This is a genomic window from Nocardia aurantiaca (assembly GCF_009708175.1).
Taxonomy (GTDB): domain Bacteria; phylum Actinomycetota; class Actinomycetes; order Mycobacteriales; family Mycobacteriaceae; genus Nocardia; species Nocardia aurantiaca.
This window is the reverse complement of record NZ_WMBB01000015.1, coordinates 120,777-133,503: the sequence shown is the minus strand read 5'-3', so window position 1 is coordinate 133,503 and position 12,727 is coordinate 120,777. Positions and strand designations below refer to the sequence as shown.

Sequence of the window (12,727 nt, the reverse complement as noted above, 5' to 3'; positions counted from 1 at the left end):
TGCCTGTCACCGGCGAGCACGGTCTGTGACCTACCGCACTAATCTCGCGGGTTGCTATCGCCGGGTGGCGTAATCGGCGAGTCCCGCTACCGCCGCGTCGAATCCCTCGGTCGCCGCCCGGATCACGGTGGCGCGCACCGTATCCGGGTCCGCGCCCATCAATGTGGCCCGGCGGATCTCCGCGTGCAGGGCGCGATCCAGGCCCGCGAGGGCGGCCGCGGCGAGCCGTGCGGTGGGGTCCTCCGGACTCGTGTTCGTGGCCTCGGCGAGTGCCTCGGCCAGCGCGGCTTCGGATTGTTCGCCGAGCCGGCGCAATCGGGCCTGCAGAGCGGGACTTTCGTCGATCATGCGCCAGAAGGCGGTGGCGCCGGGGGAGAGGCCGAGCGTGGGCTCGTCGCGCCGCATCCGGTCGAGGAAGGCGCGCCGTATGGCCGCGGCCGCCGATTCGCCCTGCTCTCGCTCGCGCACCGCCTGGGCGAGGCGGTTCGCGACCTCGTCCTGGCGGTCGAAGAACAGGTCCTCCTTGGTCGGGAAGTAGTTGAACGCGGTATTGACCGAGACGTTCGCGGCGCGGGCGACCTCGGCGACGGTCACCCTGTCGAAGCCCTTCGCTGCGAACAACGTCATGGCGGCGTCGGCCAGCGCCGTCCGGGTAGCGCGCTTCTTCTCCTCGCGCAGTGCCAACGACCTCTCCTCCCTGTCGCGGAGCAGTATAGGTGTGACACTAAAATTGGTGTGACACCAAAATTCAGTGCTACGGTCGGGCCATGACGCTCAGATTCGGCATCTATGCGGGCGGACTCGCCGGCGACCAGTTCGGCAATGTCACTCCCGGCCCACCGGAGCGGGCCGACCGCATTGCCGCGGCCCTGGACGTGCTGCACGGCGCACATCCGTTCGTAGTGCGCGGCTACGTCCTCTACAGCGACGCCCGCGGTGGTTTCCAGGAAGCCCCGCCGCAACCCTGGCAGTACACCGCACCGCACCGCATGCTCGATCTGGTGGTGTGCTTCCACGAGCCCGGCGACGATCTCACCGGCTGGCTCGAGTTCCTGCGCAAGCAGATTCGCGAGCACGGTCCGGTGCTCGCCTCGCTGCAGATCGCGGAGGAACCCAACCACGCCGGTCCCGGTGGCAACGGCGGCTACCCGCAGGTCCGGCGGGCCATCATCGAGGGCGCGCGTGCCGCCCGCGCCGAGGTGGATCGTCTCGGCCTCGCGGTCCGCATCGGCTGCAACTCGACCCCGATTTTCGATCCGGCACAGGAGTTCTGGAGCGATCTGGGGCGCCGGGGCGGGCGCGAATTCGCCGAGGCGCTCGACTATGTCGGCCTGGATTTCTTCCCCGACGTCTTCCGTCCGATCTCGGCCGAGGGACTGGAAGCCGCGATTACCGCCGTCCTCACCGGCTTCCGCCGCGAAAGCCTGGCCGCTGCGGGCATTCCCGACGCCACCCCCATCCACATCACCGAAAACGGCTGGGCCACCGGACCGCATCGGTCCTACGAGCGTCAGGCGGAAGTGCTCGAGACCGTGGTGGGCACCGTGGCCGGCCTGGCCGGCGAGCTCAACATCACCGCCTACGAGCACTTCGCCCTGCGCGACTCGTACAGCGATCAGGGCGATATGAATCTCGAATTCGGGCTCCTGCGTTCGGATTACACGCCGAAGCCCGCCTTCGATCGCTACCGGGCGCTCATCGCGAAGCACAGCACTCCCGAGTAGCCGCTCCGGCGCGCGTCAGGCGGGCTCGACCTCGATGGTCATGCCCGCCGCGCGCAGCCGCTCGGTCAGCGCGTCACCCATGGCCGAGGCCGGGGTGAGAATGCCCGCCAACTCAGGCAGGCCGTCGAAGGCCAGGCACAGGCCGGACTGGCCGAGCATCACCGAGGTGGCCTGATATCCAGGATCGCCCTTGCCCGCGAACGTGCACACGTACTTCGCACCCGAGGTGGTGTGCGCGAAGGTGCGCATGGTGAACCAGCCGCTCCGCCGGGACTTCTCGCTCGGCCCGGTGCCCGGCTTGGGCACGATGCGGTCGATCAGCCTGCGGCCCAAGGCCACCCGCGACAGCACCGCGCCCGCCGCCATGGTGGCCACGATGCCGCCCGCGATACCCGCCGCGATCAGCGGCGCGGTGGCCGAGGAGCCCGCGCTCATGACCTCGCGGTAGCGGAAGTTCTTGCCGTAGGGCCAGCCCAGCAGGCCATTGGAGCGGCGCACGATCTTGGTATTGTGCGCGCCCATGACGAAGGTCGCCACCCAGCCGTCCAGGCTCGGATCGATGGCCGAGGCCCGCGAGAGCGCCTGGTCGGACTGGCGGCCCACCTCGGGCTCCATGGACTTGTCCGGGCTCAGCGAATAGGGGTGCGACATGACCGACGCCTTGGCCGGATCCTCCGCGATGGCCTCCATCATGGCGCGGCCGGAGTCGATGGTGCCGCCGCTGGCCCCGCCCTTGAGCCAAGCCACCAGGGTGACGTCGGTGAGCTCGCCGGCATTGTCCGCGACACTGCGCCGATACAGCTGGTAGACGCTCAGATCCGACGGAATCGAGTCGTAGCCACAGGAATTCACGATCTTCGCGCCGGTCTCGGCGGCCCGCTCACCGAACCGGTCGATGCACTCCCGGATGAACAGCGGCTCACCGGTGAGATCGGCGTAGTGCGTGCCGTTCTCGGCGCACGCCCGCACCAGCGGCAACCCGTAGCGCAGGTACGGGCCCACGGTGGTGACGACCACCTTGGTGCGTGCCGCCAGCGCGTCCAGGCTGGCCTGATCGGTGGAATCCGCCTGTACCAGCGGCCATTCCGCGGCGGCCGCACCCAGTTCGGTGCGGACGGCGGCCAGCTTCTCCGGTGACCGCCCGGCCAGCGCGATGCGCGCACCGGCGGGTGCGGCCTCGGCCAGATACTGCGCGGTCAGCTTGCCCACGAAGCCGGTCGCCCCGAATAGGACGATGTCGAATTCCCTGTTGGCCATAGCTCTTTCCCGTCGGGTGAGGTTTACGCCTTGGCGGCGCGTTTGCGGGTCTTCTTGGTCGACCCCCCGGTGGTCGGCGTGGGAGCCGGGCGGCCGGCCAGCCATTCGTGATGGGCGCGGCCGAGTTCGGTGACCGGCTCGTCCCCGTAGAGCCACTCCCGCGCGATGCGATGCCAGTTGCCCGTCGCCCCCAGCTGCCCCAGCATGCCGAAGGTGAGGAAGTCGGCGCGCCGGGAGAACAGGTGCTCGGGCGGCAGATTCTGCTGCTTCATCCCCGCGAACTCGCTGGCCCGCGGATCCACCGCGAGCACGAAAGCGCCGGAGGCCAATTCGGGAGTGATGGTGATTTCCTCGTCCACCAGCGCCCACTCGCACGCCGCCAACACGTATTCCAGACACTCCTCGGGAGTTATCTCGTCCGGGGACTCGATGACGCCGCGCTCGACCATGAGATCGCGCAGATCCTCGGCGCGCTCCTCGGCCGCCGCGCGAATACAGATGGCCTCGAATTGCACGTGCTCGGGATCCATCCGGTTGTAGAGCCCGAAGTCCAGGAACGCCACCCGCCCATCCGGGCCGAGCAGCAGATTGCCCGGATGCGGATCACCGCAGAATTCGTTGAAGGTGAACAGCGAGCCCACGTAGAACCGGTAGATGATCTCGCCGATCCGATTGCGTTCCGCCGCGGGCAGTTGCCGGATCTCATCGAAGCCGCGGCCCGGGAAGTACTCGCTCACCAGTACGCGGGTGGTGGACAGCTCCGGGTAGGTGGTCGGCACCATGATGAACGGGTGGCCGGTGAACAGCTCCGAAATCTGCTTCTGGGTATTGGCTTCCGCCACGTAGTCGAGTTCGCTCTCCAGATTCAGGCGCAGCTCGTCCAGCACGGCCGGGGTCACCCACGGCATGGCCGATTGCAGGATGCGCCGAAACATGGCCAGGTTCTTCAGATCCGCGCGCACGGCCGCGTCGATGCCCGGGTACTGCACCTTCACCGCGACCGCGCGGCCGTCGTGCAGGGTCGCCTTGTAGACCTGCCCGATCGAGGCCGCGGCCACGGGTTCCGGATCGAATTCGGCGAAAACGGCTTTCAGCGGCTGCCTGAAGTCCTCCTCGACGACCGCCCGCATGACCTCGAACGACACCGAGGGCGCGCTGTCGCGCAGCACCGCCAGCCGCCGCTGGAACCGCTCCCGATGTTCGGGCGGAACCAGATCCAGGTCCAGCACGGACAGCATCTGCCCGAGCTTCATGGCCACACCCTTCATGGTGCCCAGCACCATGACCATCTGCTCGGTCGCCCGGATCATCGACTCCTCGGCCATCCGCGCCCGCACAGCCTCGGAGCGGCCGCGCATGGATCGTCGAGTCTTCTGGGCGCGCAAGGCATTACCGGCGACGGCAATCCCCAGCTTCGTCCCACGCGCAAGCCTGGATGTGGGCAGCTCTTTCGCCATCAGTGACCCTCCATGGGAGCCAACACCCCCGTTGGTGCCGACACGGCGGACACCCCGTGGTGCGGTCCGCCGGGTTCAGCCTAACCACACAGCGAACTCGAGTGCTAGCCGTCAGCTAGCAGTGCTTTCGCGGTTTTCCGGGTCCGGCAGCACGTGCGGGCGCGCGTTGAAGTAATGCCGATCGCCGCCCGCGCGGACCATGCCCTCGATGGCGCTCCAGGCCATCATCGTCAGGTAGTCGAGCATTTCCTCGCTGGACATGGTGCGATTGGAGATCCACCAGTCCGTCGCCAGCTGCACGCCGCCGACCAGCACGTACGACCACAGCATCGCGCCTTCGGTCTGGATGCCGCGGTCGAAGGACTTGTCGATGATGACCGCCGAGACCACCTGCGCGAACAGCTTCTCGAAATCGGCGAGGGTCGAGGTGTCGGTGGCCGAGCCGTTGCCCATGATGAACCGGTACACATCGGTGTCGGAGTCGACCGTGTGCACGTACGCCGCCAGTGTGTTGCGGACCAGCTGATACTCGTCGAGGTCGTCGCTGATGGCCTCGTAGATGCGCGGCATCAGCGTGGTCTCGATGAACCGCTCCATGGTGGCGCGGGTCAGGTCCTGCTTATCCGAGAAGTACCGGTAGAGCACGGTTTTCGAGACGCCGATCTCGGCGGCGATCTCATCCATTCCGGCGTCGCCGCCGCGCTTGCGGATGGCGGCCAGGGTGCCGTCCACCAGTTCCTCGCGGCGGTCGATCTTGTGCTGTTGCCAGCGTCGTTTGCGGCCGTCGACACGACCACCGCGTGGACCGGTGGCCGCCTCCACGGCGGCACTCACGCTGCCTTTGGTGGTCACGCTGCGTTGGCTCCTTGTTCGCGTCCTGGGCCTGGGCCTATTCAGCTTAAGCCTCCCATGCTGTGAATCGTCGCCGATCGGGAAGGGCCCGGCGGCGGGGAGTGCGTCACACCACGCGCCAGAATGGACGATATGGAGCAACCTGCCGGCAGTGCCGGGGTACTCGAAACGAGCGAGCCGAAGCCGATGAAGACCACACTCAACGGCGGCGGAGCGTTCGCCGATCTCCTGGACGAAGAGGGCAAGAAGCGCGAACTGTGGCGCATGAAGGCCATCGCCACCGGCTTTCTCGCCGCGGCCACGATCATCTACATCACCTGCGCCTGGATCAGCTCGCGCGGTGGGGGCGGTGCGTGGGTCGGCTATGTGAAGGCCGCCTCCGAGGCGGGCATGGTCGGCGCGCTGGCCGACTGGTTCGCCGTCACCGCTCTGTTCCGGCATCCGCTCGGACTGCCGATTCCGCACACCGCGATCATCCGCAAGAAAAAGGATCAGGTGGGCGCCGGACTCGGTGAGTTCGTGCGCACCAATTTCCTCTCGCCGGAGGCCGTCGCCGTCAAGACGAATTCCGCGCAGATCCCGCTGCGGCTGGGCCGGTGGATGGCCGCGCCGGAGCACGCGGAACGCGTCTCCGACGAGAGCGCGACCATGTTGCGCGCGGTGATCGGCGTGCTGCGCGACGAGGATGTCGAGCAGATCATCGACCACACCATCGTCAAGCGCATCGCCGAGCCACTGTGGGGTCCGCCCATCGGCAAGGTGCTCAACGAGCTGATCGCAGACAACCGGCAGGCCCCGCTGCTGGATCTGCTGGGCGAGCGCGCGCACCAGTGGGCGCTGGACTCGCAGGAGACCCTCGACCGCATCGTGAATCGGGACGCGCCGTCCTGGGCGCCGAAATTCGTGAATTCGCTGCTGGCCGAGCGCATTTATCGGGAGTTGGTGGAATTCACCTGGAAGGTGCGCACCCAGCCCGACCACGAGGTGCGGCTGGCCGCGAATCGTTTCCTCGAGGATTTCGCCCACGATCTGCAATTCGACGACGCCATGATCGAAAAGGCGGAGAAGATCAAGACCGAGCTCATGGGCCGGCGCGAGGTCACCGGGATGGCGCAGGCCACCTGGCGGGCCGCCAAGCGCATGATCCTGGAGTCGGCCGACGATCCGAATTCCACGCTGCGCCGCAAGGTGGCCGATAATGTGCGGCAGTTGGGCGAGCGGCTCTCGACCGACTCGGCGATGCGCGACGAGGTGGACGGGTGGCTCGAACGCGGCGTCCGGTACCTGGTCGCCAACTACGGGGCCGAGTTCGCATCGCTGGTCAGCGACACCGTTGCCCGCTGGGATGCGGAGGAGGCCAGCCGCAAGATCGAATTGGCGGCGGGCAAGGATCTGCAATTCATTCGCATCAATGGCACCGTGATCGGTTCGCTGGCGGGCCTGGCCATCTATGCCGTGTCGCATTTGCTGTTCAATGGCTGAACAATTGACCAATTAGCGCTCCGGGCGGAGCGCCGGCTGTTTGCCGAAATGGTGCTAGCAGAGCGCTTGCAAGAGTTAGCACCCCGTCCTAGAATTGACCGCACAACCGCCGGAAGGTGAGTGATGAAGCACGATCCCGAGGTTCCCGAACCGATCGAGGGCGATATGGCGGAGACGTCCGCCGCCGGAGATCGGACGGGTCGCGTAGCCAACGCGGCTCACGACATCGGGGGCTTCATCCGGGCGCAACGCGAGGCCGCCCAGGTCTCGCTGCGTCAGCTCGCACAGCTGGCGGGGGTGAGCAATCCGTATCTGAGTCAGATCGAGCGCGGGCTGCGTAACCCGTCCGCCGAGGTACTCGCCCAGATCGCGAAGGGTCTGCGGGTCTCCTCGGAGGTCTTGTACATGCGGGCCGGGTACCTCGAGCAGAGGCCGCACGGCCCGGTCCGGGATGCTCTGCTGGCTGACGCCGGCCTGACCGAACGTCAGAAGCAGGTCCTCCTGGACATCTATGAATCGTTTTGCCGCGAAAACCAGGCGAACGAGGACAGAGGGGACGCAACGGACCTTAAGGGGGGCGTTCCCGGGGGAGACAGGGACAACGAGGTTCCGCACCGCATAGCCGAAGTTCCGCCACGCCAGGAGAACGAACCATCATGACCGAATCCAACCTGACCGCCACCGTGACCAAGCCGATCTACGCCACCGTCGGCGCGGGCGATGCCATTTACGCCGCCGTGCTCGACGCCGTCGCGCAGATCCGTGAGCGCGCCACCTCCGCCGACGTCCAGGGGCGCATCGACGAGGCTCGCGAGCGTTTCGCCAACATCCCGGCCGACCTGCAGGAGCAGGCCGAGACCCTGCGCCAGCGCGTGCAGGCGCTGCCGTCCGAGCTGCCCGAGGACCTCGCCGAGCTGCGCGAGAAGGCCACCTCGGAGGAGCTGCGCAAGCTGGTCGACCAGTACTACCACCAGCTGCTGGACCTGTACGCCGACCTGGCCGCCCGCGGCGAGGAGACCGTCGAGAAGCTGCGCAGCAACCCGGCTTTCGAGGAGCGCTTCGAGCAGGTCGAGACCCGCTACAACGACTTGCTGTCGCAGACCCAGGACATCATCGGCAAGGTGACCGACCAGGTCGGCCCGTACATCGGCCGCTCGGGCAAGGTCGAGGCCGAGGTGGAGCCCGAGGCCGAGGAGGCCGTCGACGCCGAGGTTGTCGACGTCACCACCGAGACCGCTCCGGTCGAGGACGCGCCGGCCCAGAAGGCCGCCGCCAAGAAGGCTCCGGCCAAGAAGGCGCCCGCCAAGAAGGCCGCCCCGACCAAGAAGTAAGACTCCGCACTTACGAAAAAGCCTGTCGCCCTCGCACGCGCACGTGTGCGAGGGCGACCGCATTCGGGGGGAGCCAGGTCGCATTTCGAAAGGCCGCGGGGTCGGGCCGGCCGTGGTGTTCCCGGCGTGCGCGCCTTCGTGCAGAGGTCAGTGCCCGGACGCGCGGTGGCCGAGCGGTGCCCCTGGGCGGGACAGGCGGGCTGCCCCCCGTGCGCGTGGTGTTCGGGACTCGCGTCGCGGTCAGGAGCCCTGGTGGACAGGGCTTCGCCCGTATGATGGGTGGGGTGATGGGAATTCCCGGGCTGATTCTGTGGGTGTTGCAGCTGTGCGCGCTCGGCATGACGGTGTTCGCTCTCGTGCATGCGATTCGTCAGCGTCCGGATGCCTTCACGGCCGTGGACAAGCTGACCAAGCCGGTATGGATCGCGATTCTGCTGGCTTCTCTGGGCGCACTGCTGCTGGCGCGGACCCCGGTGGGGATTCTGGGCATCGCGGCGATCGTGGCGACCGGCGTCTACCTCGCCGATGTCAGGCCGAAGGTGGATGAGATCCAGCGCGGGCCGCGCTGGTAGCCAGGCTCCGAGACACTCGGCCGCCATCCGGATGATCCGGATGGCGGCCATTTTTCTCACACCTCCGCGCTCGTCGGGGGTGAAGTGAGTTCCGACACGGGAACTTTCGGATGCTTGCACTAGCAAGCGGAGGCGGCTCAGGTTACTGTATCGGTCAGTAACACAAAGGAGCGTCCTATGCCGGCAATGCTGCCTCACCCAGCGGACCTCGGCCGGAAGGTTCGTGACCTGGTGCGCGAGCACCGGGCGGACCTGCGCACCCGGACCTACGACAACGCGGACCTGAATCCGCCGACCGGTCCCTGTGAGGTCGTCCCGGTCACCGCCTCCGACGGCGCCCGGCTCCGGGCGCACGCCTACGGACCCGCCGACGGTGATGTCATCGTGCTGGTGCACGGCTGGACCTGCTGCCTCGAATACTGGAACCCTCAGATCAACGCCTTCGCCGACGAGTACCGCGTCATCGCCTACGACGTGCGCGGCCACGGGGAGAGCGACGAGGGCACCGCCGCGCTCACCGTCGATCAGCTCGCCGATGATCTCGCCGATGTCCTGGACGCCGTGCTGCGGCCGGGCCAGCGCGCGGTGCTGGTGGGACACAGTCTGGGCGGCATGACGATTCAGGCCTGGGCGGGCCGGTATCCGCAGCGGGTGCAGCGGCAGCTGCTGGCGGTGCTGCTCGCCAATACCGCGGTCGGCGATCTGATCGCCGAGACCACCGTGGTCCCGTTCTTCAATCGGGGTATTGCCAAGCTGCCCTTCATGATCGGCCTGCTCGGGCTGAGCGCTCGGACTCTCTTCCCGCCGATCCCGCTCGTGACCTGGGTGTTCCGCCGACAGGTCATGAGCCTGGCCTCGGTCGGCGACATCGCCGCTTTCGGCCTGAACATCGTGCGCTCATGTCGGTCGCGGGTGCGCGGCCGGTTCGGAACCCTGTTGTCCTATTTGGATGTCGGTCGCGGGGCCGCGAATCTGACCGTGCCGACCACCGTCATCGCCGGATCGGCCGACGATATGACCCCGCCGGCGCACTCGGAGCGGATCGTCGAGATGCTCTCCGCAGCCGGCAGCCTGGATGGATACCGGATCCTGCCGACCGGTCACCTGGGGAATGTGGAGGCGTACCAGGAGTTCAATGCGGAACTCGCCCGCGTCGCCAACTCCGCGTTCGGAATTCCCGCGCGGGCGGTGGGCGCCTGAGGGGTGGATTCGACCACCCCTGGGGGGCCTTATTTGGGACGGCTATCGCCGCGAACATTGTTGTGAAGCAAGAAGATATGTCTCCGCTTGCAGTTGCAAGCACCTGGTTCAGCGCGCTACCGTGGTGTGGAACACAAAGGAGTGCTCATGCTGGTGAAAATGCCGGAGGCGAGCGTCGATGCGCTGACTACCTCCTTTCGCCCCGGACTGCGGTCCCGCCGCTACAAGACGGCTTCTTTCAACACACCGCTTCCCGCTGAGGTCATCCCCGTAACCACGCGTGACGGCGCGAAACTGCGCGTGCACGCCTACGGCCCCGCCGACGGCGAGGTCCTTGTGCTGACCCACGGTTGGTCCTGTGCCATCGAGTACTGGAATCCGCAGATCAACGCCTTCGCCGGCGAGTACCGGGTGATCGCGTTCGATCAGCGTGGCCACGGCGAGAGTGAGAGCGGTACGCGGACCTTCGGCGCCGACCAGCTGGCCGACGACTTCTCCGACCTCCTCGACGCGGTGCTGCGGCCGGGCCAGCGGGCCGTGCTGGTCGGACACAGCATGGGCGGCATCACCATTCAGGCCTGGGCGCAGAAGTACCCGGACCAGGTGCAGCAGCGGGCCTCCTCGGTTCTGCTGGCCACTACGGCCGCGCGCCAGATCCCGACGCGCTCCACCGTGATTCCGCTGCTCAACGCTGTCATCCCGGGTCCGGACTGGCTGGCCGTGGCGCTGTTCGGCACTCCGGTCCCGCTGCCCGGCGGCGCGGCGGTCAATCTCATCGCCAAGAACCGGCTGACCAACCCGGCGGCCACCTATGACCAGGTCGACTTCGGTGTCTCGATCGTCCGCTCCTGCCGTCCTTCGGTCCGGGCGGCCGTGGCCCGGGGGCTGGTCAAGCTCGATCTGCAGGGCGCCGCGGCGAATCTGACCGTGCCGACCACTGTCCTCGCGGGCTCGTACGACAAGCTGCTGCCCGAGGTGCATTCGCGCGAGATCGCCGATGCCCTCGCCGCGGCGGGCAATCTGGAGCGCTACCACGTCCTGCCGACCGGCCATCTGGTGAATATCGAAGCCGAGCACGCATTCAATGCGGAGCTGCACCGGGTCATCCGGACCGCGCGCCGCGGCCCGGTGGCCGTCGCGGGTTGACCCGACTGGACCATGAAGCGCCCGCCCCTGTGAAAACAGAGGCGGGCGTTGGCTTTTCGGGTCCTACTCGAAGACGACGGTGCGGCGGCCGTGCACCAGCACCCGGCCCTCGAGGTGCCAGCGCAGACCGCGTGCCAGCACCACGCGCTCGATATCGCGGCCCTGGCGGACCATGTCGCGCACGGTGTCGGAGTGGTCGATACGGGTGACGTCCTGCTCGATGATCGGGCCCGCGTCGAGTTCGGCGGTGACGTAGTGGCAGGTCGCGCCGATCAGCTTGACGCCACGGGCGAAGGCCTGGTGGTACGGGCGCGCGCCGACGAAGGACGGCAGGAAGCTGTGGTGGATATTGATGGCCTTGCCCGCCCAGTGCTCGCACAGCTGCGACGGCAGCACCTGCATGAAGCGGGCAAGCACCACGGCGTGCGGGTCGTGGGCGTCGACCAGCTCGCGCACCTGCTCGAAGGCCGGGCCGCGCTCGGCCGGGTCCTTGGGGAAGGGCACGTAGTGGAACTTGACGCCATGCGCCTCGGTCATGCCGGACAGGTCCGGGTGATTGCCGATGACGGCCTCGATGGTGGCGGGCAGCTCGCCGCTGGTGGCGCGGCCGAGCAGATCGTGCAGGCAGTGGCCGTCCTTGGAGACGAGCAGTACCGCGCGGCGGCGCTCGCCGGAGTCGTGCACCTGCCAGTCGGTCTCCGGGCCGAGGTCGGCGGCGACGGCGGTGAAGCGGTCGCGCAACTCGTCGAGGTCGAACGGAACCGTCGCGGCTTTGATCGCCTGCCGGGTGAAGAACCACCCGGTCTCCAGGTCGGAGTGATAGCCCGCCTCCACGATCGACCCGCCGAAATCGGCGATGAAGGAGGTGATGCGGGCGATGATGCCGGGACGGTCCGGGCAGCCCAGGGTGAGCACGAAGCGGCGGTCGTCCGGGGTGGAACTCATCCTGACATCCTCCCAGCAACCGTCAGGGCCACTGGCCGGAGGGGTTCGGTCTGTCGACCGTCGAGGTGCCGACTGATCTCGTAATGGTCGGGGTGACTCCTCGGGTACCCCCGGAGACCGGTGTGCATCCGGCCGGGCGCCCGGTCGACGTCAGCCGAGCTGTGCGCTGGAGTCTCGGGGAGGCGGCGGAGCGTAGAAGGCGTCGGCGTAGCGGAATTCGCCCTTGATCTCGAGTTCGTAGGCGGTCAACGGCCGGACCTGGAATTGAGAGGCCCACTCCGGTTGGTCGGGGATGATGCCGAGGCGGGTGCCGGGGACGAACCCGAAGCGGGGGTAATACTCGAGGCTGCCGAGCAAGCCGACCAGCGGCTCGTCGAGGGCGTCGGCGGCGCCGAGGGCGGCGTGCATGAGGGCCGAACCGATGCCCTTGCGCTGATGGTCGGCTTGGACACCGATCGGGCCCAGCGCCAGGACCGGGAACGGGCCGATGCTCGCGCGGGTGAGGCAGACGTGCCCGACGACCTGATCGTGGAACTCCGCTACCAGCGACAGCGTCGGGATCCAGGCGGATCCGTCGTCGCGGAGGTGGTGGACGAGACCGACTTCGACCGGATCGCCGATGGTCGCGGAGCGTTCGAAGGCGCTGCGGTGTACCGCGTCGATGGCGGCGGCATCGCCGATACGTTCACGACGGATCAGCACACTTACAAGTCTGCGTGACTGCGGCGGCGGCCCGCAACGAGATTCGCCGTGGTTGTGCC

Annotated in this window: 13 protein-coding genes; 7 read left to right on the top strand and 6 right to left on the bottom strand. The window is 67.7% G+C overall.

Going from position 1 to position 12,727, the window contains the following annotated elements; all coding sequences use genetic code 11:
- Positions 1 to 54: 54 nt before the first annotated feature.
- A complete protein-coding gene (locus tag GLP40_RS28060) occupies positions 55 to 684 on the bottom strand; it encodes a TetR/AcrR family transcriptional regulator (RefSeq protein WP_154791003.1) in 630 nt (209 codons plus the stop codon).
- 83 nt (positions 685 to 767) lie between these two features.
- Here GLP40_RS28060 and GLP40_RS28055 point away from each other — a divergent pair, with 83 nt between their 5' ends.
- Complete coding sequence (locus tag GLP40_RS28055; protein ID WP_154791002.1) at positions 768 to 1,724, top strand: hypothetical protein; 957 nt, start codon at positions 768 to 770, stop codon at positions 1,722 to 1,724.
- A 15-nt stretch (positions 1,725 to 1,739) separates the two neighbouring features.
- Here the strand turns inward: GLP40_RS28055 and GLP40_RS28050 are convergent, their stop codons facing one another.
- The 3 genes from GLP40_RS28050 to GLP40_RS28040 all read right to left on the bottom strand — a co-directional run bounded on the left by GLP40_RS28050 (position 1,740) and on the right by GLP40_RS28040 (position 5,290).
- Positions 1,740 to 2,981 carry a saccharopine dehydrogenase family protein gene (locus GLP40_RS28050; RefSeq protein WP_154791001.1) on the bottom strand — a complete coding sequence of 414 codons (1,242 nt, stop codon included), beginning with the start codon at positions 2,979 to 2,981 and terminating at the stop codon, positions 1,740 to 1,742.
- Positions 2,982 to 3,004: 23 nt separating this feature from the next.
- Positions 3,005 to 4,438: an ABC1 kinase family protein gene (locus GLP40_RS28045; RefSeq protein ID WP_154791000.1), complete on the bottom strand. Its 1,434-nt coding sequence runs from the start codon at positions 4,436 to 4,438 to the stop codon at positions 3,005 to 3,007.
- 111 nt (positions 4,439 to 4,549) lie between these two features.
- Positions 4,550 to 5,290, bottom strand: coding sequence for a TetR/AcrR family transcriptional regulator (locus GLP40_RS28040; protein WP_407671687.1), 741 nt, complete (start codon positions 5,288 to 5,290; stop codon positions 4,550 to 4,552).
- 186 nt (positions 5,291 to 5,476) lie between these two features.
- Between GLP40_RS28040 and GLP40_RS28035 the strand changes: the two genes are divergently transcribed.
- From GLP40_RS28035 to GLP40_RS28010, 6 genes are all read left to right on the top strand, one after another.
- The gene (locus tag GLP40_RS28035) at positions 5,477 to 6,772 is read left to right on the top strand and encodes a DUF445 domain-containing protein (RefSeq protein WP_230330020.1); all 1,296 of its coding nucleotides are present in this window, start codon (positions 5,477 to 5,479) and stop codon (positions 6,770 to 6,772) included.
- Between the two features lie 165 nt (positions 6,773 to 6,937).
- A complete protein-coding gene (locus tag GLP40_RS28030) occupies positions 6,938 to 7,432 on the top strand; it encodes a helix-turn-helix domain-containing protein (RefSeq protein ID WP_154791082.1) in 495 nt (164 codons plus the stop codon).
- The gene (locus GLP40_RS28025) at positions 7,429 to 8,103 is read left to right on the top strand and encodes a heparin-binding hemagglutinin (RefSeq protein ID WP_154790998.1); all 675 of its coding nucleotides are present in this window, start codon (positions 7,429 to 7,431) and stop codon (positions 8,101 to 8,103) included. The genes GLP40_RS28030 and GLP40_RS28025 overlap by 4 nt, the downstream gene beginning before the upstream one ends.
- A gap of 275 nt (positions 8,104 to 8,378) precedes the next feature.
- Positions 8,379 to 8,675, top strand: coding sequence for a DUF2516 family protein (locus tag GLP40_RS28020; protein WP_154791081.1), 297 nt, complete (start codon positions 8,379 to 8,381; stop codon positions 8,673 to 8,675).
- 177 nt (positions 8,676 to 8,852) lie between these two features.
- Positions 8,853 to 9,875: an alpha/beta fold hydrolase gene (locus GLP40_RS28015; RefSeq protein ID WP_154790997.1), complete on the top strand. Its 1,023-nt coding sequence runs from the start codon at positions 8,853 to 8,855 to the stop codon at positions 9,873 to 9,875.
- Positions 9,876 to 10,022: 147 nt separating this feature from the next.
- Complete coding sequence (locus tag GLP40_RS28010; protein WP_154790996.1) at positions 10,023 to 11,021, top strand: alpha/beta fold hydrolase; 999 nt, start codon at positions 10,023 to 10,025, stop codon at positions 11,019 to 11,021.
- Positions 11,022 to 11,084: 63 nt separating this feature from the next.
- On the opposite strand, the gene purU is transcribed toward GLP40_RS28010, so the two are convergent.
- Positions 11,085 to 11,966: a formyltetrahydrofolate deformylase gene (gene purU / locus GLP40_RS28005; RefSeq protein ID WP_154790995.1), complete on the bottom strand. Its 882-nt coding sequence runs from the start codon at positions 11,964 to 11,966 to the stop codon at positions 11,085 to 11,087.
- Positions 11,967 to 12,116: 150 nt separating this feature from the next.
- Positions 12,117 to 12,668 carry a GNAT family N-acetyltransferase gene (locus GLP40_RS28000; protein WP_328290753.1) on the bottom strand — a complete coding sequence of 184 codons (552 nt, stop codon included), beginning with the start codon at positions 12,666 to 12,668 and terminating at the stop codon, positions 12,117 to 12,119.
- Positions 12,669 to 12,727: the final 59 nt, after the last annotated feature.